The organism is Telluria sp. ZB4P37 (genome assembly GCF_059685855.1).
This window is the reverse complement of the sequence record NZ_JCASID010000013.1, coordinates 44,642-66,902: the sequence shown is the minus strand read 5'-3', so window position 1 is coordinate 66,902 and position 22,261 is coordinate 44,642. Positions and strand designations below refer to the sequence as shown.

Below are 22,261 nucleotides of genomic sequence, written 5' to 3'. Positions count from 1 at the left end.
CGTGGCATTGATCGTGCCTAGTTCACACGCCTTTTCTTATTAAACGTCATCGGGGCCTTGGCAATGACCACATTCCTTATCTCCTTTCCTGCAAGCGCGATGGTGGTAGCCGACGAGGACATGGCTGCTGTCAGCGAGGCGTCGCATGCCCTCATCCGAGAAGCAAAAGCCGCAGGGATTTATGTGTTCGGCGGCGGAATCAATAGCGAGGTAGATCCGCTGATGGTGTCGGCTGACAGACATTGTACGAACGCGACTTACCGGCAGACGAGAGAGCTGGACGGCGGGTTTTGTTTGCTCGAGCTGCCGTCCAGGGAGGCCGCTGTCCATTGGGCGGCTAAATTGGCTGCCGCCTGCCGCTGTACACAAGAGCTCCGCGAGTTCTACTTTGACCCCGAGTGCTGACTACCCCCAGTCTGTAGTCGGCCAAGAGCGGGATGCAGTTCTAACCGAAAGGGCTGAGTGAAACCTATGACTGAAGATGTGAATTTGCACGATGCGACACTAGTAGCCGTGCGCGTCAATTGGGCAGATGGGATTTGTATCGTCGAAGTAGACCATGGCACGTTGGGAATCTGCCTTGTAACGTTCTCGGCAATGTCGCACCTAACGTTGCCACGGAAGCAAAGCTAGGGACGTTCGGTATCGATAAGTTCGTTTTCTATGCCGAGTAGCGGCCACTACGAGATTGAGGTGCAGTCTGGCGACCTCATCATTATTGAAGCTTCAGAGATGACACTTACCACGTCTGTTCGACCCTGATTTTCGATGGTTTTAGAGCGTCCGCTTTGGATCCGGCTCCCCCTTCGTGACAATCTGCGATCTTCCGGCCCTGGCGACCTGATATGCTGAGCTGAACAGCCGCCTTCGGCCAGAAGCGGTCCTTTGCGGCTGTAAACTGTAAACATAGCAAGGAGCCATGCTGCCTAAACTCTCAACGGCAAGCTGGTATCCACTTCCACCGGCAGGGTTCGGCCGCAATCCCGACAGGATGTTATGCACGCGATTTACTTTAAATGGAAAGTAGCCTCTGGTCGTGAGCGAGACTTCGAGCACGCCTGGCTGGAACTCACCGAACTTATACGCGATGAGCGAGGCGGTCTGGGGTCGCGTTTGCATCGGTGCGCCGACGGCCACTATTTTGCGTATGCCCAATGGCCGTCCGAACTCTTCTGGTCTACACAACCCGAGCCTACTGCGCGCATGGTCGAACTGCGAAACCAGATGCGTGAATTCGCTGAACTTGTAGATGGCCCACTTCGGGGTGACGTCGTTGCCGATCTCCTGATACCAGTAGCTCCCGACTAAGGGGAACAGGCTGGTGATAGCATTGACAGGCCCGAGTGACGGTTGAATGCGCAGTCGATAGCGGAGTACACAGGCTCAGTCCGAGCATTAAGATAGCGGCCGTGTTCGCAGACGGAGTGATGCCATGGCCCAAGCACTTCTTCTTGAAGACTTTGGTCGCTCATAGCAGCCCATCTCCCGGCCCACCGAGGATCGCTGAAGGGCGGTCGGCGACGTATCAAAGATCGCGCGACCCTGACTGGGATCCGGTTTGTCCTCAAGACTGGAATACCGTGGGAGTATCTCCCGCGCGAACTCGGCTGCGGCAGTGGCATGACATGCTGGCGTCGACTTCACAAATGGATGCAAGCCGGCGTTTGGCAGCGTATCCATGAGGCGCTTCTGCGACGGCTCCGCGAGCACGCCCAGATCATCTGGGATCGAGCCAGCGCTGACGCCGCTAGCGTACCGGCACCTGCCGGTGGCGAACATACGGGCCGTAATCCGACCGACCGTGGCAAACTCGGCTGCAAACACAGGGATTCCCGAAGTTTCAACCAAGGCGCCAGTATTCCCTCACATTGATTCATGGATGAGCGCCGGTTCGGCGAGCAAGCGCGCCAGGAGCTAGACTCAAGATGGATCGCTCTCCAGCGAAAAATCTTTCTGCATGTCAACATATGACGCCCAGTTGCGGTCGCGCCACAGTTAAACGATTTTGCTTTGCATGAGCTATCGCCCATTTCATGGCCGCTGGCCCGCACTATATAATTGAGGCGCAGCAATCTCCTGCCAACTTCTGTTGATTCCACCACAAATTGCGCCGCCCGGCGCGCGACCTTACAACGATGCCCAAGAAAGACGACGTCGAAGCGACGTTGGAACGGCTCCTTTGAGAGAAGAGCATGACACTGGCAACTGACCAAAATTCCTACGGGCGAGGCGTTTCCCCGACTGGACTGCAGTTCATCGCGATCCGCGACGCGGTCATGGATCATTGGGAGCAGGAAGTGCGCGAGCGAGTCGAGGGCGCTCGCAACCTGCTGCGCCCGGTGCTGACCAACACGCTTCCAGCATTTTTCGACAATATCGCGGAGGCCTTGAGTCCCGATCATCCTCGTGAACAAGGATCAAGCTGTACGAACGCGGCCGGCGTCCACGGCAGTGAGCGTGCGCGCATGACTCCGTTTGGGCCCGACCAGGTGGTCCACGAATATCAAATCCTTCGCGAGTCGATCGCCATTGTGGCCAAAGGCCGGGTGGAACTGGGCGAGGCCGAGTGGGCAATTATCGACCGGTCAATTAACGCCGCGACGCGCGAGGCGATCCGCTCCTTCACGCGCATTCACGAGGAGCTGCGCCACAAGGTGGCCGCCGCCCTCTCCCATGACATGCGCACACCACTATCAGTAGTCGCCAATGGCGCCCAGCTCCTAAGGATCACATCTGACTGGTCGATGATACGAAATGTCGCGGCCAAGATCGAAGCGAATACGGACAGGCTCGAAGAAATGATGGCGGAACTGCTCGACGCGTTGACCTTTCAAGGCGCGGCGAAAATTCCCCTGCATCTGACCCGATTCGACATCCTCGACTTGGCGCGAGAAACGCAAGAGCAATATTCTCATGGCCAAGACAACGATGTCGTCATTGAGATTTCTGGCGATTTAGTCATGGGATATTGGTGCCGCGCCTCGCTGCGGCGCGCTTTGGAAAACTTGATCAACAACGCGATCAAGTATGGCAACCGAGACATCATCAAGATCGTGGCGCACCAGACGCGAGGCCGATTGATGCTCAGCGTCCACAATGAAGGGAACGCGATCCCCGAGGAGCAGCACGATCGAATCTTCGAATACCTTCGTCGCGAACCGGGGCCGCTGTCGGCAACGGGCTGGGGCATTGGACTGCCGTTCGTGAAGGCCGTGGGGGAGAGCCACGGCGGCAGTGTTTCGGTAGACAGCTCGCCAGAACTGGGTACGACATTTATCATCGATATTCCAGTTGACTGCCGCCCTTTCGTCGAAGAAGCAAGCCAACATCTCGCCGTGTCGTAACCGATTTGACCAAGATGCGCGCTTTATGCAAGCTAGACCGCTCATCTGTGCCTAGCGATGCGCAATTCTTAATGTCATTCGACCTTTGGCTGACTGGCCCGGACGGCTGGACCTGAGTATTCAGATGAGTACTGTGCCTCGAGTGCGCGTCGATAAGAGGCGAACTTTACATAGAATGTTGCGGCCGCCACATCCACTTTGGTTCGTACACGGACACCCCCGGTTTGCCAAGCATTCGTTCCATGATCAGCAGAAGGTAAAGATTGCACCCGTACATCCGGACTTTGGTGCAGCAGTAACTGCGGTCCCTGATGGGATTTGCTAGTCGGCGCCCCAATCGAAAGCGCGCATTTTTCATGCTCCGACCCAAACGTGCTTTGCCGACTACGGTCTTACCTGCCTTGCCATCACTTCGTGTTTGCCTGAGCAATCGGTGGTTTGATCTGCCTACAGCCCCTTAATTTCGTCGTCGCTCACCGATCTGATTACGGTTTTGCGTAATCAGATCGGAATTCTCGATCCTGGGCCAGAAGCGCCCAGATGATCCGTGCATTCTTGTTCGCCAAAGCGACAGCGACAATATTCTTATCGCGCCGTGCCAGTAAGTTGGCAAGCCATCCTATCGTTGGTGGTTTGCGCTTGAGCGCATAGATCACCGCTCTGGCCCCGTGAATTAGCAGTATGCGAAGGTAGCAATCTCCTCGCTTGCTCATCCCCAGCAATGTTGGCCTACCTCCGCTGGAATGCTGTTTGGGTACCAGTTCAAGCCACGCTGCGAGCTGACGCCCATTGTCAAAGCTCTTCGCATCGCCTACTGATGCAACCATGGCGCTTGCTGTGAGGGGTCCAATGCCGGGAATCTTTTCTAGCTTGCGCGACAATGGGTTCGAACGGTGCCACATCTGAATCTCGAGCTCCATCTCATCTACTTGCCGGTCGAGTACTTTCAGGTGCGCCATGAGACGCTGTATTAGTTGTCGGAATAGGCCAGGTAGCTCGTCTTTCGCTTGCTCGAGCAGCAGCGGTACGCGTTGATATAGATGCGTAATGCCTTGAGGGATGACTAGTCCAAATTCGGCTACTAGGCCGCGGATCTGGTTTGCCTGTGCAGTACGGGCTCTGACCATACCCTGTCGAGCTCGGTGCAACGCTAGAACCGACTGCTGTTCGACATGCTTGACTGGAACAAAGCGCATCGTCGGACGGGTTACCGCTTCGCAAATAGCTTCGGCATCAGCCGCGTCATGCTTGTTGGTCTTGACGTATGGCTTAACAAACTGCGGGGCCATGAGCTTGACTGTATGACCCTGGCTTTGCAGCTTCCGGGCCCAGTAATGAGCCCCGCCGCATGCTTCCATGCCGATCAGACACGGTGCCAGGTTAGCGAAGAAGACCGCCATCTCCTCGCGTTTAATCTGCTTCTTAAGTACTGCTTTGCCATGCGCATCGACCCCATGAATCTGAAACACGTTCTTTGCCAAATCGATGCCGATTGTCGTAATCTTCATGGTGACGCCCCCCTCGACTCAGTGGTTGGTTGACACTTTCACTTTGGCACATCTGATGCCGTTACAGGTGGGGGCGTCCATCCCATTGAAAGGGGTCTCAGCTGAAATGCGCGCGAACGGATTGGCCGCTGGCGTGAATCGTTGAACGAACCCTCGGGTGGCCTCATCAATTCCTTGGATTGGGATCCAGTGCAAGGTCCCGCGAACATTCATCAAGCTTTTTTCTTGTTGGCCCGCTCACTCATCTGCTGTCAGTACGTTGAACCGTCGTCACTATCAGCCACAGTCATGCTCATCGCATAAGCATTGAATATTGCTATTCAATAGCAATTGTCATGCTATTCTTGAGTCGGTTCCATGCCTCATTGAAGAAGTAATTGTTTCCGATACGCCTACCCAACATCGAAACCTGCGTGCCACAATCAGAGGAAAAAATGAAAAAGAAATGGATTGTCATAACGTCTTTGCTGGTGCTGACTCTCACTGGCGCAGTTGCCGCACCACTTACGCCGCCGTCTCCTGGTGAAGGAAGCAGGCGTGAATCTACGTTGGCGGTCGATCACGCAACGCGGCTGGAAGTGATCGACACGCTGGTAAAAAAGTTGAATGACCACTATGTTTTCCCTGACAAGGCCAAGCAGATCGAAACGGCGGTGCGCCAGCACCAGCGGGAAGGCAAGTACGACGCCATGTCGGACGGCAAACAGTTTGCAATACAGCTCACGGACGACGTGCGCGCCGTTGTCCGTGACCTGCATATGTCGGTATTTTTCAGTCCCAGACCGCTCCCGGCCGACGATGCAGGCGGAGCGCCACCCGCGTCGCAAGCTGAGTGGGAGCAGCGCGTGCCCGCCGACAAGCGCCAGCTCATGCGCCAGATGGCAAACCGCAGCGTGGAACAGGTCGAACACCTGACGCCCAGGATCGGCTACCTGAAGTTGTCAGGCTTCCCGCCGTCTTTCCTCATGGCAGAAAGGTACGCCGCGGCGATGAACGAACTCGCCGATACCGACGGCCTCATCGTGGACCTGCGCAACAACGGCGGCGGCGGGGCGGACACAGTCGCCTTACTGGTCAGCTATTTCGTCGACCAGCGCACGCGCCTCAACGACATCTGGGATCGCGATACCGGCATCTCCACGCAGTATTGGACGCAAGACAAGCTCGACGGCAAACGCTATGGCGGCAAGAAGCCGGTCATCATCCTAGCCGGCGCCGGCACGAAGTCCGCCGGGGAAGACTTCACCTACACGATGCAGGCCATGAAACGCGCCACGGTGGTCGGTGAGCGGACCTGGGGCGGCGCCCACCCCACGCGCCCTTATCGCCTTGGCGAACATTTCCTTGCCTTGATACCCGCCCGGCGGACGATCAGTCCGATTACCCGGACCAACTGGGAGGGTCTGGGCGTCATTCCGGATGTCGCGGCAAAACCGGACGATGCGCTTGCGATGGCCAGGGACCTGCTGCACCGCCAGCTTCAGGGCAACACCCCGCCAGCCGCCGCGGGACAGTGATGCCGGCAACGCACCGCCCTGCGCCGGTCGGTGCGTCCAGCGCAGGTAGGGCGGAGCGGACAGAGGTATAACTCGACCGCGCAGCCGCCTGCGACCAGTGCCCACTCCTGGAGGGTCAAACACGCGCATAGCGAGTTGATGTATGCAGTGCAGCCTTCGTCGACTGCTGGCCCATGGTCTGGATGTTCAACCCACCGTCGAGTTTCAAAACCGTTGTGCTAGTTTCCACCGCGATTTGGGCAAAGAAACCCTGACTCCCTCTCGCACGCAACCGAAAGTCTCTCTGTTGAAGGGCGGATAGTCTTGCTGTTGAAGGTCTGCAATGGGTTGTGGTCCTTCGCTGGTAGACTGCTCCCGGCGAAGAGCGGACGGTGCCGAGAAGGCAGCTTCAGCCGTGCCGCTAACCCAGTGAGAGGATGATGGATTACAAAATATTAGGGCAGTGCATCTATGGTCATCAAAGGCTGGTGGGTTGCTTAGAAGCGTACACGGAATCTCTGAACAAGGATGATAGCGACGACCGGATAGGGGCAGAGCTGGAACAAGTCACTGCGTCGATACGTCGTTTAGGTAAGGCCATATCACTGAACATTGAGCCGGCCTTCAATGACGACTTTGCTTTCGCGTCGCTGATACCCGAAATGAACGCCAACCACGAGCATTTAGCGCGGACTATGGAGGCTTCTGGATGTGCTGATCCGTCGCTCATCAAATGGATGCGCGGATCGTTAGTTCTGTCAACGGATAGCAATCAACAGATGTCTGTTACGGGTCAGGAGCCGTACCGCGAACGGCCGAGATCGGCCTGAAGTAGACAAGAAGCGGTGCAAACTTGGGCTTTTAGACCCTGTCATGGCTCGGTTTGCTCACAGCTTTCGTCGTTTGCATAGACTAGACGGGCTATCGATATCTATACATACTCCAATGTCAACCGGAGAATTAAATGAACAAGTGGATAGCCCTGGGCATCGCCATTGTGGCGGAAACGATCGCTACGTCAGCAATGAAATCCAGCGAGGGATTTACGAAGCTCGTCCCTTCTATCGTGGTACTGATCGGCTATGGAATTGCGTTCTATTTCCTGTCATTAACGTTAAAATCGATTCCTGTTGGAATAGCTTATGCCATCTGGTCTGGCGTCGGAATCGTCCTAATCTCGTTAGCTGGGTGGCTGCTGTTCGGACAGAAGCTAGACAGTCCAGCATTGATTGGCATAGCCCTGATCATCTCTGGCGTCGTCGTCATGAATGTTTTCTCAAGATCTGCTCACTAACGTCTGACCTGGGCGTGATGCAGGCTTTGAACACATTCGCGAAATGTCCGCTCTGGGTCTATTCCGTTGAAAAACTCCCTTGATCATAAGGGGTTCATCGCCTACCGTGATGTAAGTGCTTGCAGATGCGGAGATTGCGAGATGGGGCGTCAGGCAACGAAGCTGGTGTAGTGATTTAATTTGTCAGGATACCTCGATAGGTGGACAATCCAGCATCCGAGGAGATTTGCATAACAAGGCAGCGCCGTAGTTTCGATCCCAGCTTCAAGCTTGAGGTCGTCAAAATGATCAAGGAACAGGGTCTCAGTGTTCAGCATGCAAGCGAGAGCATGAGCATTTGCCCGAGCGCCATCTGTCGCTGGGTGGAACAGTACGACGCCGAGCAGTCCGGCCAGCAAGGCATTGGCAAAACCCTGACACCCGGGCAACAGCGGATCCGGCAGTTGGAGCAAGAGAACCGCCAGTTGCGAGAAGACGTATCCATCTTAAAAAAAAATCGGCCTTCTTTGCCCGCGAGCTGAAATGAGCTTTCGGCTCATCGACGATCTGCAAACGAAGGCTATTCCTGTCTCGCGTAGCTGCCGCATGCTGGGCGTTAGCCGATCCGGCGTTTACGAAGCGAAGCGCCGCGCGGCGACTCCAATTGTTTGCGCAGCCAGCGTTCATATGCGTGCTGCTTTCGCGTCGAGTCATCAAAGCTAGGGCAGCCGCCGTATTGTGGCGGCGCTGGCAGATCGCGGCGTCATGGCCGGTCGCTACAAAGTGCGCCGTTTGATGCGCCAAGCGGGCTTAAAACCGCTCTGGAAGCGCAAATTCGTCCACACTACCGACAGCCGGCATGATTTGCCGGTCGCCGCCAATGTGCTGGCCCGCCAATTCAATCTAACGGCGCCAAACAAGGCCTACGTTTCAGATATCACCTGTGTCCGGACCGGCGCCGGCTGGCTATACCTGGCAATCGTGATCGACCTGTTCTCGCGCAAGGTTGTCGGCTGGGCCATGGCGCCGGGTATGCCGGCAAAGCTCGTCTGCGACGCGTTGCACATGGCTGTTCGGCAGCGACGGCCCGGTGCAGGCTTGGTCGTTCACTCGGACCGTGGCAGCCAGTACGCAAGTGCCCAGTACCAGGCGCTATTAGGCAGTCACGGCTTCGTCTGCAGCATGAGCCGCAAAGGCAACTGTTGGGACAACGCCGTCGCAGAACGCTTCTTCCTGAACCTGAAGATGGAACGCGTCTGGCAGCGTGAATATGCCAACCACGCGGAAGCCAAGCTCGATATAGGGGCCTACATCGTCGGCTTCTACATACCGAACGCCTGCATTCAGTTCTGGGCAACCTGCCGCCCTCCGTCTATGAACGGAACATGGCAGCAAAAAAACCTATCGTCGTGTCCGAATTTACTTGACCACCACAGTATCCTGTCGGGCCGCAGCTTCTGCCCCTAGTATCGCCATACGTTCCGTCTCGTGCTTCTCGTTCAAAACTAACTGACGGTCACGAGCCTCACTATCCCCTTTAACGCCGCGGTCCAGCCGGGTCAGTTCGTAGTACTCTCTAGATTCTGCAACCGTCAAACCAACAAAGATTTCATTTCCTGCATTGTCGGTTGTTAGTATTCGCATTTCGTTCAGGTACTCTCGTTCGTCTACACCGAATTTCATTGGCGTTTCTCCTATTCACAAAAATTTTGATCGTCCAACCGTTCGTTATTGACTGAAAAACATTGCACCACTTCTTCGTAACTTTAAATCAATCGGACCCTAGCCCGTTGCCGGCAATGAAAGCTGATATGCGTACATCGGAAATCGCAAACCTTCTCAGTGCCTGTTCCGTGGTGAAACCCCCACCTGGACCAAATGGTGCAACTACCTCCTCGAACTCATATTTGATAATAGCTCTCGCTACTTCTCGCGTAGTAACTGGTAAAAATGGAAACTCTACGATTATCTCTTTGTTGGGACGATTCGCCACTATGTAACTGATACGCCATTTTTGCATAATGCAATTCGTTGTTGTTATTACTCACTTTTACTCAGCTCTATTCACCCCGTCAGTTCGGTAGGCCGCATAGACCGATTCAGTAATGATGTACATGCCTAACAACAAGTTACGCATGTATTTGTTGAGACCATTACGGTCACGTCAGCTCGAGAGCACTGTCCTGCCTACTTTGGGTTGGTTTATGACCTTCGTGACAGTCTGCGATTTTTACGTCTTGGTCACGCGCTATCCTGAGTCTAACGACCGGGTTCGGCCAAAAGCGAACCTTTTACACTGAATGTAAAAGTGACTTAACGGATGAAGAACAGCAAAACCACGACCGCTTTCGGCATAGGGATGATTGTTGGCAGCATCCCATACACACTGGCTGGTGTTCAAACCCTCTACCTAATGGCAGCGCTTAGGGAAGGCCGGGCCGCTGGTCGGGATGTTGGATTTGACGTCATCGGCGTAGTAATGATGATGTACTTCGCATACCTGCTCGCCCTAGGAAGTTGCATTGCAGGGCTTCTCTACTTCGGCTTTGGAGCACGGAACGGAAGAGTGACTGTGAAGGCCTGGCACTGGTTTGGCATCGTATATTCTTTGGGTCAAGTTGTCGCTGCCACAGTTTACATGTTGACACCATAATTGCCCCGTGGCTGTCCGCTTAGGGTCGGATCCAGTCCTCCGTGACAGTCTGCAATTTTTCGGTGCTGGCGAGCTGGTTATGCTGAGCTCAACGGCCGGGTTCGGCCAAGAACAGACATTGGACCCGGCTGTCTTGAAGTCGAATCTTGTCGTATAGGAAACAAAAATGCGCATTTTTATAGTACCTGCTGCCATTCTTTCCTTGTTTTCGGCTTGTGCATTGCAAGAAACCAATACCATTGCGTTAGAACTTCGGAACCCATTTGAACAGGTTCCTAAGACTTGCACTGAGCAGGAGAAACTTGCAGTGAGAGCCTTCAGGGAGAAATGGGTTGCGTACCTCTTAGAGCCGGCGAAGACAAGCATAGTTAGGGGAAATGCTGAGACATCGAAAAGCGGTTCAGCGCTTCTGGCTCCGGTCGGAAGCCACCGTATTGTGCTGAGCGAGTGGACATTAACTAATCGACTGGCATCAGCCTTCATAAACTGTCAAAAAAAAGAAGGTTATGTCCAAGCGCGCGGAGGTCTCACTGATCGGGAAGATTGGTACGGGCCGTTCAAATTTTGAGTCTTGATGTCCAAGAAGCTTGGCCGCTTCCTGTCGTAGCAGAGATGAGCATCTGAAGACCTGTAACTCATCCGCTTCGGGTCGACAGCTGCCGAACACTGTACGGCAGAAACCGTCCACGGGAGGTCGACGTGTACAGGACAGTAGCGTTTGTTAGCAGGAGAATCGATGCAAAGTGTCGTTAAGCGGCGGAAGGCGTTTGAAAAGGATTTCCTAGCCGCTGTCGGCCCAGCGCTAAAAGGAACGGGTTGGAAGAAAAGCGGTCACTCGATCTTCAGAGAGTTGGGCGGCTTTTTTCACGAAATCCGGATATCGGTATTCCTTAACGATTAAAAGATTTGTGTCACGCAACAGATCAAGCCGATGACATTGGATCCGATCTTATGGGACATTCTTGGGCTTTCTGAAAAGCAAGTGGACCACTTTCGTTTCGCTCTACCGGCGCTTTTATATGTCCCGGATTACCTATCTATGAAGAAATGTTGGACAGCACCTACGTTACGGTAAGCGACGCGGCGATGGCAATGAGGACGATTGCCGACAGCAGTGAGAAGCTCATCCAAAAAGTTTTGTTCGGAACTGACTTTCAACATTGTTAGCAGAGCATCGCAATCACCGTCAGCGTGGAGCGTATGCCGTGACGCTTGTGACCAGTTTGATCAACGATGGGACCGTGATGCAGCAGCTAAACTGGCGAGTGCTTACGAACCAGGGAAGTTAAACTCGTGCATGAATCTATCCTGCGAGGGTGTGTCGTTCCATCGCTTAGCCCTCGACTGGTTAGCAAGGGGAGACTGTTAGAGCGAGTCGCTCTTTAGTTCACCTTCGCTTCGGGTCGATTGCAGCTGTAGAAGCCTACTTTCTCAAAAAAAGGTCATGTCGCTGGCCATGAGGGCATAGTACCCTGATGTTCTGCCTGCATGTAGCTGCAAATACCGGCGGTTGCACTTGCCTAGTGGCTGCCATTGGTCCTCCGTTCATGGTAGGGTGCGACTTCATCCATAGAAGACACTACGCAAAAATGCACGACCTATCCAAATATTCCCTGGCTCAGCTTCGCGCCCTTGAAGTACAAGTGATCGATGAGTTGAAAACTCAACATTTCCTAAGTATCAGCAAGGCGCGTGAGCAAATTCTTCATATCGCTCGGAACGCTGGACTGTCTGAAATGCAGCTCCGCGCCATTAAAGTTCCTAAAATGCCGAAACAAGGCACCGCGCAGGTCAAGTACCGTAATCCAGAAGATCCAAACCAGCAATGGAGTGGTCGAGGACGCCAGCCGGCATGGGTCAAGGCGTGGGTCGCTTCCGGAAAGCCGCTTGAGGACGCGAAGACGTGATTAGAAGTTGTTTGCGAGCGATTCAGATAGTCGAGTTGTCTGTAACCGGCCAGAAGCAGGCGCTATTGTAAGTCTCGGCCAAGCAACGCATTTGTCGACACACACGAAGCTGGTAATCGCCAACGTGCTGATGACCATCGGGATAATTCCCTTGGTGTTCTTTGTTGTATGGCTCATCGGCATCCCGACCTGGACACCCAAGCACGGAGCAATCATCCCGATAATGGATCCGATTGGCATGATTGGCCCGTTCATTACGGGCTTCATCATACGGCCGCGGTGGCAGGCGCAAGTGCAGCTTGGTCATGGGATTTGGTACGGGCAAACCCTCAAGACCGGTCGCGAGTAGCTCTCGTACTGCGGCTGATGACAGTAGCAACACTGATCAGCCCATTCGCAGTGTTATTCCTATCGAGGTTTTTCTAATCGCATCAACGTCTGCTCTGGGTAGGCTCCTGCCTTTCGTGACATTCAGCGATTTTTCCGCCCTGACGGGCTGCTATGCTGAGTCCAGCGGCCGGGATCGGCCGAAAGCGGACGGTGAACACCATCTAAACATTTAAGGATGCACCTCTCATGAATCATGCCCTTACGATTTCCGTGCCTCGACTTCACACAGATCGGCTTACGCTTCGGGAATATCGTGTTGAAGACTTCGAATTATTTGCAGATCATTTGTCGAATGCTGAAAGCTCAGCTCATTTGGGCTCAGCAGACCGTCAGACCGCTTGGCGCATCTTCAACTCACATGCTGGATTATGGCTCCTGAACCGGGCTGGTTGGTGGTCAATAGAGGACCGACAGACAGGTCAGCTGGTTGGCAGCGTGGGAGCTTTCTTCCGCTACGAATCAACTGTGATGGAGATGGGATGGAATACCTATCGAGCATTCTGGGGAAAAGGAATTGCGAACGAAGCAGCGGCGGCAGTCTTGAATTATGCGTTCGAAGTTCGGCGTGAGCCGAAGGTTCGGGCACTGATCGATTCTGGCAATGAATCATCGCGTCGTGTTGCCGAGCGCTTGGGAATGACATACGAGATGAAAACTGAGCTGAACGGCAAGGAAATCAATAGTTACATGCGTGAGCATACCTGAAGCGGCTGCGATCGGCGATATGCCGATGCCCGCTTTGGTCGAAACCGGGCGCTACAATAGGTCCCGAACCGGCAAGGAGTCGAGAGTGAAGCCCCCACTTGCTTGTTGAACTTAGTCTAGCAACTGAAGAAGGAGTGAAGTTTGAAGACAGTCATTTTGTACCCCGGGTCAGCTCGTTTTGCAGGCGCCGCGAACTTCGACTGGGCCAGCCCAGCAGTAGGTAGCACTCATCGTTTCATTCTATTTCTCGGCCATAAAGACAGCGTCCCAGATCACGCCGCCGCTAAACGTGAAGTCGAATCCTTTGGTTTCGCCGAAATTGCCTTGGGCGAAGGGCGGAAAATCGATGTCGAGAGCTTGAATGATCCAAACATGGCAGCTTTTCGACAGCACTACGAAGGTGCATTCACCGAAGGAAGCTCGCTCGTCTGGTACCCCTGATGTCAAGGACCGCTTCGGATCGGATCCGGTCCTTCGTGACAGTCTGCGATTTTTCGTCGATGGAGACCTGCTCTGCTGAGTTCAACGCCCGGGTTCGGCCATGAGCAGACCTCGCAGGCTCAAGTTTTGCAGAGCTTGTAAGATATTTGCACCGTATTTACCTGCGTTGGACGTTAGTTGTTGAACAGTACGCTACGCTTGAAAGCATGCGGCGACTGTGCAATCAACAAGTTACAATACTCCACAGATTACTTTTATGGAGCGCCCTTGCGCCTTGCAGGCTTCATCATTTCGGAAATGGAGCCGATTCTTCAAGAGTGGGAGAGCTTTGCGAGCACACTGAAGCCTGCCGCACTCAGCATGACGGACAAAGAGTTGCGCAACCATGCTGCACTGATGCTCAAAATCATTGCGAAAGACCTTCGCTGTGGACAGACGGCCGAGCAGCAGGTTGAGAAATCCCACGGTGAAGAGCCTGGGGAGAAGGATGACGCCGGTCACGGCGCTGCTCGTCAGGAATCAAAGTTCACAGTAGAGCAACTCGTCTCTGAGTACCGGGCCTTACGGTCTAGCGTCCTGCGGCTCTGGGCCAAATCGCTTCCACTCACAAGCGCGACAGATATCGAAGACATCATTCGATTTGACGAGGCAATTGACCAGCTTCTTGCCGCTTCTGTATTCAGCTTCGCACAGGCTAAGCAGAAGGCTGAGGAAACAGAACGACAGCGCAGAAGCCAGTTTCTGGCTATGCTCGGCCACGAGTTGCGCAATCCGCTGTCACCTATCACGATGGCTTCTGCCCTGCTGAAGAAGGCTAATGGTAACGAGAAGATTATCGATAATGCCAGCAATGTGATCGCCCGACAGGTGGCGCACATGGCGAGTCTGGTTGACGATTTGCTCGACGTTTCACGCGTCACGCGGGGCCAGATCGAAGTGAAGCTAAACGATGTCGAACTGCGGGAAGTCATAGATGATGCCGTAGAGCAGGTGATGCCACAGATTCAAGCACGGCGTCATCAGCTGGACGTGACGGGTCCATCCCTTCCGACTGTAGTACAGGCTGACAAAAAGCGATTGGTTCAAGTGATTACCAACCTACTGACTAATGCGGCCAAGTACACGCCCGAAGGGGGCCACCTGCAGCTAAAGATCGAATCGCATGAAGATCAAATTGTCATATCAGTAGTAGACAACGGCGTAGGCATGCCACTTGAGTTTATTCCACATGCCTTTGAATTGTTTGCGCAGGTAGAACAAACACCTGACCGGTCTACAGGCGGCCTGGGCCTGGGCTTGGCACTGGTGAAAAACTTGGTCGAGCTACATGGTGGGAAGGTTGCTTGCTCAAGTGAAGGTTCAGGGAAGGGAAGTCAGTTCAAGGTCTGGCTACCCCGACAGCACGACGGTAACGAAAATGCTAGACACGTTGGAACATTCTTCACCTGATCGGCAGACATTACGGAATTTATGGTGGCTGACATTGCATCGGACGCACCTTCCCTCGTGACGACCTGTATGGGCTGCCTCCGATATCCTGCATGAATGTTGGCTTTTACATCCAGTCCATCACTGGGCGCCCGGTGACCGTAGCATCTTTATCGCCGCGCCTTAAGGCATCAAGGGTTGGGGGTCTACGCTACGGTCCGCTATGGGTCGGGTTCTACCCAGTCTGCAGGCGCGCCGCCCAGACGCCGGACTCATCGTCCATTCCGACCGTGGCAGCCAGTATGGGAGCGACCAGTACCAAGCCCTGCTGGCCGAACATGGCTTCGTCTGCAACATGAGCCGCAAAGGCAACTGCTGGATTAACGCCGTTGCTGAACGCTGCTTCCTGAACCTGAAGATGGAGCGCGTCTGGCAGCGCAGTTACGCGAACCATGCACAAGCCAAGTTTGGCGTGGCCGATTACATCGCCGGCTTCAACAACTGCGAGCGCCTGCATTCGGTATTGGGCAATCTGCCGCCCAGCGTCGATGCACGCACAATGGCAGAGAAAGAACCTATAGTCGTGTCCGAAATTACTTGACCACTACAACCCCACCCTGTCGCTCCGCTCGCCGCTCCGGTATCATTCGGGGATGAACGACATTCCTTTCCGTCCCTTTGTCATTGGTGTCGCTGGCGGCAGCGGCAGTGGCAAATCAACGGTCTCCCAGCAAGTACTCGCGTCCTTCGGCGCCGATGTGGTCTCGGTCGTGATGCAGGACGACTACTACCGCGACCAGTCCGACCTCACCCCTGAAGTGCGCCGCAAGCAGAACTACGACCATCCGCAGGCCTTCGACTGGCCGCTGCTGGTCGAGCACGTCCAGGCCTTGTGCGATGGCGACGCGATCGCGATGCCGGAATACGACTTCACGATCGACAACCGCTCCAACAACACCATTCCGGTCAAGCCGGCGCCGGTCATCGTGATCGAAGGCCTGTTTGCCTTGTATGACGCGGACTTGCGCAACATGATGTCGCTGAAGATCTTCGTCGACACCGCCCCCGACGTACGCTTCATCCGCCGCATGCAAAGGGATATCACCGAACGCGGCCGTTCGGTGGAAAGCATCGTCGGCCAGTACCTGGAAACGGTACGCCCGATGCACAAGCAGTTCATCGAGCCGACCAAGCGCCACGCCGATGTCATCTTGCCCCACGGCGCCAACGGCCCGGCGGTCGATGTGATCACCACCAAGGTGGCAAGCGTCATTGGCCAGTTGAAGCGGCCTTAGGTCCGCCGCCTCACACCAGCCAGCGCCAGACGCCAGCCGCCCGGCCGGCCAGCGGAATGTGCGCCCAGGTCGCCAGCAGCCACACGGCCAGCCCGCCGCCAAGCGCATGGGCGCCAAAGCCGCCGAAGCGCGCCCTGCCCTGCACGATCGCCTGGAATGGCCAGTAGCTGGTGCGCCCCTGCCAGGCGCTCCAGTCCTGCGGATCGAGCGCGGCCTTCTTGCGGTCCTGGAGCGCGGCGCCCACCAGGGACAGCACGATGATGGCCACGGCGACGATGATATTTTTGGTCACCGGGTACACCAGGATGTGCACGACTCCCCAGATGGCGAAGGCCCACAGCATCGGATGCCGGGTGATGCCGTACACGCCTTTCGCCTGCGCGCTGGCGGCGTTCGACGCGCCTGGCAAGGCCGGATTGCGGATGAACGAACCGAGCAGCAGGATGGAAGCGGCCAGCATCAGGACGGTGCCCAGCGTCCAGAGTCCATCGCCGACCGCCCATAGCGGCGCGCTGGCCGGTGCTTTAGGATAGGCCCAGGAGATTCCCCAAAGGGTGGCGAAGGCCACGACGGAATACAGTGCCAGGAAGCCTTTTTCGCCCAGGGCGGCAACCAGGGGACGGCGCAAGGGATGCGAGAGGAGGAAATGCGACCCCACGAAGGCGCTGGCACATGCCAGCAGCAACATCGACTTGTCCATGCGCTGCTCCTTCGCTGTAATAGGTGACGCAAACTATAGCAGATGCAGTAAAGGCAACATGCTGAATGCGGCTGCCAGGCGCTCCCAAGGCATGGGTGGCGACACCAGGGCGGGCAGCGTGGTTAGAATCGTCGAGCCAGTCTCTACCTGAAGGCTCACGAAACCTCCACCGCACAGGAACCAATAACAATGAACTTCCGCAGCCTGCTCTCTTCCGCCCTGATTGGCGCCGTTGCAAGCGCGCGCTCGATGACGCCCATGGCCACCCTCGCGGCGGCGCGTCTCGTCGGCCGTCGTACCCCGGGCGAACTCTTCATCCTGGATCGTCCCCTGTTCAAATACGGCGCGCTGGCCATGGGCGCCGGAGAACTGTACGGCGACAAGATGAAGTCCGCGCCCGACCGCACCGTCTTCCTGGGACTGCTGGCGCGCGTCATGAGCGCGGGAATCGCCGGCGCGGCCCTGGCGCCACGGGGCAGCGAGCGTGCCGGCGCAGCGGTCGCCGTCGCCACCGCCGTGCCGCTCGCCTACGGCACGCTGGCCGTGCGCAAGCAGGCGATGGCGCGTATCGGCCAGACCCGCAGCGGCCTGATCGAAGACGCACTGATCGTCGCCGCGGGTATTGCGATCGTCGCGCTGGCCACGCGGCCGAAATAATTCCGGTCACTTAAGCGTCGCTCGTCACGCGTTCACATCACGGGTGCTGCTGCCCGTTCGGCTGCTCGGGCTCAAACCATCACCGCATGGGCGGGGAAACCCGCCCGCGCTACAAATTCCCGGGCGCCCATGAAAAGCAAAGAGCCGGCGCATGCCGGCTCTTTGTCGTTGCGGGCCCTGCCCCGCCGCTTACAGGTAGTTGAACAGCGACAGTCCCGACATCGTCTTGAACGACATCTGCGCCGCCTGCAGCGTCATTTGCTGAGCCGAGAAATCGGAAATCGCCTTGACCATGTCCAGGTCTTGCAGGTCCGACAGCGTGGCCGCGTACTGGATGTCGAGGTCGTCGCCGGCGCTGTCGAGGTAGTCGAGTTCCTTCATGTGGGCGCCCACCGAGGCCTGCACGGTCAGCACGTTGTCGTGCGAGGACTTCAGGTTGTCCAGCGCCGTACTGATGTTGTTGGCCAGCGCGGCCTTGCCGGGGGAGCCGTCGGCCGGGGCGCGCAGCGCCGCGATCAGGTTGGTCACGGTGGTGAACACCGACTGCTTTTCGCTCGGCTTGGCGGTGAAGTTGTCGCCGTCGGCCGGCGCGCCCTTGATATCGAAACTCAGGCCGCCGAAGTTGATCGCCTTGCCGGCCTCGTAGGCCTGGGCGGTCATGCCCGGTACCGCCACATCGGTGCCGGTGGTGGTGTCGACCACGCTGTAGGTGGTCACGGCCGGGGAGCCGCTGACCGCGAAGGTGAGCTTGTAGTCGCGGCCGGCGTTGGCCTGGGTGCGGTCGACTACCGAGCCGGACGAGATGACGCCGGCGCCCTTGTTGCCGGGGGCCGCCTGGGTCTGGAAGCTGCCGTTGCCGGTCGGGTTGTTCTCGAACACCGCGCTGCCCGAGGCCGACAGCGGCATGCGGCGCGAGGCCGCCACCTGCAGCTGGCGCTGGCCCTGGTCGCCTTCGTACTGGGCGCCGCCGGGCGTCGGGGTGAACGGCTGGGTGGTGGCCATGTAGCCGGAGAACAGGTAGCCGCCGGCGCCGTCGGTGCTGTTGGCCACGCCCAGCAGGTCGGCCAGGCGTCCTTCCAGTTCGGTGGCCAGCACATTGCGGTCGATCGGCAGCATGCTGCCGTTACCGGCGGTGACCGCCAGCTCCTGGATGTCCTGCAGCAGGTTGCCGGCGTTTTGCAGCGCGCCTTCGACCGTCGTGAGCGACGAGCGCGCACTGGCGCGGTTGGTGGCGAACTGGGTGTTCATCTCCTTCGTCTGGCTCACTTCGAGCACGCGCGCGGAGGCCACCGGATCGTCGGCCGGAGTCAGGATGCGGCGTTCGGTCGAGAGCTGCATCTGGGTGCGCGCGAGCGCGCTCTGCAGCGAATTGAGCTGGCTGGTCGCGTTGCTGTAGATCGACAATGAACTGATGCGCATGGGTGCCTCGTGGTTTGACTGTTACTGGTGCCGATTAACGGCCGATCGACAGCAGCGTGTCGAAGATGCTGCCCGCGATCTGCATGACCTTGCCGGCAGCCTGGTAGGCCTGCTGGTACTTGATCAGGTTGGTCGCTTCCTCGTCCAGGTTCACGCCCGAGACGTCCTGGGCCGCGCCCTGGGCCTGGACCAGCAGTGCTTCGCCGGCCTGGCCGTTCACCTGCACTTCGCGCGTCTTGTTGCCGACCGTGCTGACCAGCTGGGCGTAGGACGATTGCAAGGTAGCGGTGCCCTTGTTGAAGATGTTCTTGGTTTGCAGGTCGCCCAGCAGGCCGATGTTGCGGGTGTCGCCGACGCCGCTGCTGTTGCCGGCGATGGTGAAGCTGTCGCCATTGCCCGGCGCGCCGGTCATGGTCACGCTGATGCCGCCGAACGTATAGGTGGCGCCGGCCTTGAAGGGCACGCTGCCTGACGGGACGGTGCTGGCGGCGCCGTTGCTGTCGACCATGCGCACGGTGCCCGCCGGGAAGCCGCCCAGGTTGCCGCTGGTTTTGTCGAAGCTCAGCGTCACCGGCAGCGCCGTGGCGCCGCCCAGGAAGCTCGCGTCGACCTTGCCTTCGCTGATCTTGGCGGTGCCGGTATTGTTCAGCGGCGCGCTGGTACTGATCGGCGCGGCCGCGGCAATGCCCGAGACGTCCTTGACCAGCACGTTGAAATTGGCGGCGCCGCCGATGGTGGGGCGCACCAGGAAGTTGTCTTCCTTCGCCGCCGTGCCGGTGATCTTGAAATCGACGCCGTAGATGGTCTGGGCCGCACCCGCGCCGGTGTAGGCGGTTTTCTGGTTATCCGACAGGCGGATCACCTGGTAACCAGTGCCGTCGAATTCGACCTTGAAATCGCTGTCCGTCAGCGCCGCCGGGTCGCTGACAATGGCTTCGACCTTGGTGGTGCTGGTCGAGGCATTGTTGATGTTCTTGCCGACATAGGCCGGCGCCACGCTGAAGAAGTCGCCGCCCGGCTGGCCGTTCTGGTCCAGGCCCAGCTTGTGCTGCTGGTTGAATTCAAAAGCCAGGCCGATCGCGACCTTGCCCAGCGCGCTTTGCGCCGCGTCCAGCGTCTTGCTGCGGAATTCCAGGGCGCCGCCCAGGGTGCCGCCGGACAGGGCATTTTCGCCCAGCACCGATACCTTGTTTCCGGTCACGTAGCCCACTTCGAGGCGGGTCAGGTCGGTTGGCGACTTGATGGCCGCCAGCTCGAAGGCGCGCTGGCCCACGACCAGCGGCTGGCCGCTGCCGATCGAGACCGTCAGGCTGCCGTTGTCGCCCGGGCGCACGGTGGCCTTGACCTGGGTGTTCAGTTCCATCACCAGCTGGTCGCGCTTGTCGAGCAGGTCGTTCGGCGCGCGCTGCATGGCCGAGGCGAAGGTGCCGATCTTCTCGTTCAGGTCGGCGATCTGGCTGGCGTAGGAATTGATCGTGGTAATGCTGCTCTCGACGGTGCTGTTCACGCCTTCGCGGATCTCGCCGAGGCGGGCATCCAGGGCCTGGAAGCGCGTGGCCAGGGTGTCGGCGCTCGAGAGCATCGACTGGCGCGACGGGATCGAGGCGCGGTTGGCGGCCATGTCCTGCACGCCCTTGAAGAAGCTTTGCAGCGAGGGCGACAGGCCGGCGGTCTGGTCGGCCAGCATGTTGTCGATCTGGCTGATCTGGCTGTAGTACGAATCCAGCCCGCTCTTGCTGGCCTGGGCCGTGCGCACCTGAGCGTTGAGGAATTCGTCGCTGTAGCGCTTGATCTGGTCGATCTGGGTGCCGGTGCCAATGAAGCCGACGCCGGTATCCATCATCGGGGCGGTCGACTGCACCACGGTCTGGCGGTTGTAGCCGGCCACGTTGGCGTTCGCGATGTTGTGGCCGGTCGTGGACAGGCCCGCCTGCGCGGCGAACAGGCCGCTCTTGCCAATGCTGAGGAGGTTACCGGACATGTCAGCTTTCTTTCTTTATGTATCTTATTTACGGCAGCAAATCGAAAAACTTGACTGGTCGTTTTTGCAACATGTTCATCGCGTTCGGCGGCGGGTCGTTAATCCAATTAAGCCAATGAATTCTTGATAACGCGGGTCAGCTTGGCGGCGTAATTCGGATCAGTCGCATACCCCGCGCGCTGCAGGCCGTGGGCGAAGGCCGAGGCATCGCCGCCGCTGGCCAGCACTTTCTCGTAGCGCGGGTTCTTGACCAGCATGTTGGCGTAATCCTTGAACGAGTCGGCCGGGGTGTCGTAGGCGCGGAATTTCTCGACCTTCTGGTGCGCGCGTCCATTCACGTATTCGGTGGTGACGGCGGTGGCGACCTTGCCCTTCCAGCCCGGGCCGGCCTTGATGCCGAACAGGTTGTTGCTGTTGGTCCCGTCGGCGTTGCGGATCATGCGCTTGCCCCAGCCGCTTTCCAGCGCCGCCTGGCCGAGCATGAACTTGGCCGGCACGCCGGTGGCGCGCTCGGCTTCGGCCGCGTGGGCGTGCAGCTTTTCCTGGAAGGCGCGCACGTGCGGCGTCTGCACGCGGCCGGTGGCAGTGGTCAGGGCCAGCGGCGCCACGCCCGGCGTGGTGACGCCGGTCTTCATGATGGTGGCGGCATCCTTCCCCGGCGGCATGCCCTGCAGCGGCGCGACGGCCGTGGCGGCGGCGGCGGCCTTGCCGGCAGCCATACCGTCGGCGCCGATCGCCAGCGCCTGGGCGCCCATCTGGTTCGAGGTCAGCTGGCGGGTGAGCATGTCGGCCAGGCCGACGCCGCGCTTGGCCAGGTTCTGGCTCATCTGCTGATCCAGCATGCCGGTGAACATCTTGGACTGCTGGTTGTCCAGCATCCCCTCCTGCGGGGTGGCGTCGCGCATGCTCTTCATCATCATGTTGATGAACATGGCTTCGAACTGGGTCGACGCCTCCTTCAGCGCGGCGGGCGAGCCGGCCTTGGCCGATTGCTTGAGTTCGCCGAGGCCCTTGGTGTCGAGGGCGAACTTGCTGGTCAGGTCAGTGGATGGAGAGCCGATCAT

At 57.6% G+C, this 22,261-nt stretch carries 21 protein-coding genes and 3 pseudogenes; 18 read left to right on the top strand and 6 right to left on the bottom strand.

The genetic code is table 11. From position 1 onward, the window contains the following. Positions 1–63: 63 nt before the first annotated feature. From AC56K1_RS18385 to AC56K1_RS18370, 4 genes and pseudogenes are all read left to right on the top strand, one after another. The gene (locus AC56K1_RS18385; RefSeq protein WP_497159241.1) at positions 64–405 is read left to right on the top strand and encodes a YciI family protein; all 342 of its coding nucleotides are present in this window, start codon (positions 64–66) and stop codon (positions 403–405) included. A 591-nt stretch (positions 406–996) separates the two neighbouring features. Then, on the top strand, positions 997–1,308 hold the full coding sequence (locus AC56K1_RS18380; RefSeq protein ID WP_497159240.1) for an antibiotic biosynthesis monooxygenase family protein: 312 nt from the start codon (positions 997–999) through the stop codon (positions 1,306–1,308). Positions 1,309–1,470: 162 nt separating this feature from the next. Beyond that, positions 1,471–1,821 (top strand): annotated as a pseudogene (locus AC56K1_RS18375) (transposase); the annotation flags it as partial. A 371-nt stretch (positions 1,822–2,192) separates the two neighbouring features. Next, positions 2,193–3,344: a sensor histidine kinase gene (locus AC56K1_RS18370; protein WP_497159239.1), complete on the top strand. Its 1,152-nt coding sequence runs from the start codon at positions 2,193–2,195 to the stop codon at positions 3,342–3,344. A gap of 485 nt (positions 3,345–3,829) precedes the next feature. Here AC56K1_RS18370 and AC56K1_RS18365 read toward each other — a convergent pair whose 3' ends face one another. Continuing rightward, positions 3,830–4,852: an IS110 family RNA-guided transposase gene (locus tag AC56K1_RS18365; RefSeq protein WP_497159238.1), complete on the bottom strand. Its 1,023-nt coding sequence runs from the start codon at positions 4,850–4,852 to the stop codon at positions 3,830–3,832. 434 nt (positions 4,853–5,286) lie between these two features. On the opposite strand from AC56K1_RS18365, the gene AC56K1_RS18360 reads away from it, so the two are divergent. The 4 genes and pseudogenes from AC56K1_RS18360 to AC56K1_RS18345 all read left to right on the top strand — a co-directional run bounded on the left by AC56K1_RS18360 (position 5,287) and on the right by AC56K1_RS18345 (position 9,048). After that, positions 5,287–6,369 (top strand): S41 family peptidase, encoded by a 1,083-nt coding sequence (locus tag AC56K1_RS18360; RefSeq protein WP_497159237.1) that lies wholly within the window; start codon positions 5,287–5,289, stop codon positions 6,367–6,369. A 416-nt stretch (positions 6,370–6,785) separates the two neighbouring features. Further along, positions 6,786–7,178, top strand: coding sequence for a hypothetical protein (locus AC56K1_RS18355; RefSeq protein WP_497159236.1), 393 nt, complete (start codon positions 6,786–6,788; stop codon positions 7,176–7,178). Positions 7,179–7,312: 134 nt separating this feature from the next. Further along, positions 7,313–7,642 (top strand): SMR family transporter, encoded by a 330-nt coding sequence (locus tag AC56K1_RS18350; RefSeq protein ID WP_497159235.1) that lies wholly within the window; start codon positions 7,313–7,315, stop codon positions 7,640–7,642. A 230-nt stretch (positions 7,643–7,872) separates the two neighbouring features. Then, a pseudogene (locus tag AC56K1_RS18345) lies at positions 7,873–9,048 on the top strand (IS3 family transposase). On the opposite strand, the gene AC56K1_RS18340 reads toward AC56K1_RS18345, so the two are convergent. Further along, the gene (locus tag AC56K1_RS18340; RefSeq protein ID WP_497159234.1) at positions 9,041–9,304 is read right to left on the bottom strand and encodes a hypothetical protein; all 264 of its coding nucleotides are present in this window, start codon (positions 9,302–9,304) and stop codon (positions 9,041–9,043) included. The pseudogene AC56K1_RS18345 and the gene AC56K1_RS18340 overlap by 8 nt on opposite strands. Before the next feature lie 637 nt (positions 9,305–9,941). Here AC56K1_RS18340 and AC56K1_RS18335 point away from each other — a divergent pair. From AC56K1_RS18335 to udk, 9 genes and pseudogenes are all read left to right on the top strand, one after another. Further along, the gene (locus tag AC56K1_RS18335; RefSeq protein WP_497159233.1) at positions 9,942–10,274 is read left to right on the top strand and encodes a hypothetical protein; all 333 of its coding nucleotides are present in this window, start codon (positions 9,942–9,944) and stop codon (positions 10,272–10,274) included. 166 nt (positions 10,275–10,440) lie between these two features. Further along, complete coding sequence (locus AC56K1_RS18330; protein WP_497159232.1) at positions 10,441–10,842, top strand: hypothetical protein; 402 nt, start codon at positions 10,441–10,443, stop codon at positions 10,840–10,842. A 1,021-nt stretch (positions 10,843–11,863) separates the two neighbouring features. Continuing rightward, positions 11,864–12,181, top strand: a complete 318-nt coding sequence (locus AC56K1_RS18325; protein ID WP_171084906.1) for an H-NS histone family protein — start codon at positions 11,864–11,866, stop codon at positions 12,179–12,181. 124 nt (positions 12,182–12,305) lie between these two features. Next, on the top strand, positions 12,306–12,530 hold the full coding sequence (locus AC56K1_RS18320) for a hypothetical protein (RefSeq protein ID WP_497159231.1): 225 nt from the start codon (positions 12,306–12,308) through the stop codon (positions 12,528–12,530). Between the two features lie 227 nt (positions 12,531–12,757). After that, complete coding sequence (locus AC56K1_RS18315; RefSeq protein WP_497159230.1) at positions 12,758–13,276, top strand: GNAT family N-acetyltransferase; 519 nt, start codon at positions 12,758–12,760, stop codon at positions 13,274–13,276. Positions 13,277–13,417: 141 nt separating this feature from the next. Then, positions 13,418–13,717 carry a hypothetical protein gene (locus AC56K1_RS18310; protein WP_497159229.1) on the top strand — a complete coding sequence of 100 codons (300 nt, stop codon included), beginning with the start codon at positions 13,418–13,420 and terminating at the stop codon, positions 13,715–13,717. A gap of 267 nt (positions 13,718–13,984) precedes the next feature. After that, entirely contained in the window at positions 13,985–15,166 is a 1,182-nt protein-coding gene (locus tag AC56K1_RS18305; RefSeq protein ID WP_497159228.1) for a sensor histidine kinase, read from the top strand. A gap of 220 nt (positions 15,167–15,386) precedes the next feature. Then, positions 15,387–15,746, top strand: a pseudogene (locus AC56K1_RS18300) (integrase core domain-containing protein); the annotation flags it as partial. Between the two features lie 52 nt (positions 15,747–15,798). Continuing rightward, a complete protein-coding gene (gene udk / locus AC56K1_RS18295; RefSeq protein WP_497159227.1) occupies positions 15,799–16,440 on the top strand; it encodes a uridine kinase in 642 nt (213 codons plus the stop codon). A 10-nt stretch (positions 16,441–16,450) separates the two neighbouring features. Here the strand turns inward: udk and AC56K1_RS18290 are convergent, their stop codons facing one another. After that, complete coding sequence (locus tag AC56K1_RS18290) at positions 16,451–17,140, bottom strand: NnrU family protein (protein ID WP_497159226.1); 690 nt, start codon at positions 17,138–17,140, stop codon at positions 16,451–16,453. Between the two features lie 189 nt (positions 17,141–17,329). Between AC56K1_RS18290 and AC56K1_RS18285 the strand changes: the two genes are divergently transcribed. Next, positions 17,330–17,797 (top strand): hypothetical protein, encoded by a 468-nt coding sequence (locus AC56K1_RS18285; RefSeq protein ID WP_497159225.1) that lies wholly within the window; start codon positions 17,330–17,332, stop codon positions 17,795–17,797. 189 nt (positions 17,798–17,986) lie between these two features. On the opposite strand, the gene flgL is transcribed toward AC56K1_RS18285, so the two are convergent. From flgL to flgJ, 3 genes are all read right to left on the bottom strand, one after another. Next, complete coding sequence (flgL, locus tag AC56K1_RS18280; protein ID WP_497159224.1) at positions 17,987–19,216, bottom strand: flagellar hook-associated protein FlgL; 1,230 nt, start codon at positions 19,214–19,216, stop codon at positions 17,987–17,989. A gap of 34 nt (positions 19,217–19,250) precedes the next feature. Continuing rightward, positions 19,251–21,197, bottom strand: a complete 1,947-nt coding sequence (gene flgK / locus AC56K1_RS18275; protein WP_497159223.1) for a flagellar hook-associated protein FlgK — start codon at positions 21,195–21,197, stop codon at positions 19,251–19,253. 107 nt (positions 21,198–21,304) lie between these two features. Next, a complete protein-coding gene (gene flgJ, locus AC56K1_RS18270; RefSeq protein WP_497159222.1) occupies positions 21,305–22,261 on the bottom strand; it encodes a flagellar assembly peptidoglycan hydrolase FlgJ in 957 nt (318 codons plus the stop codon).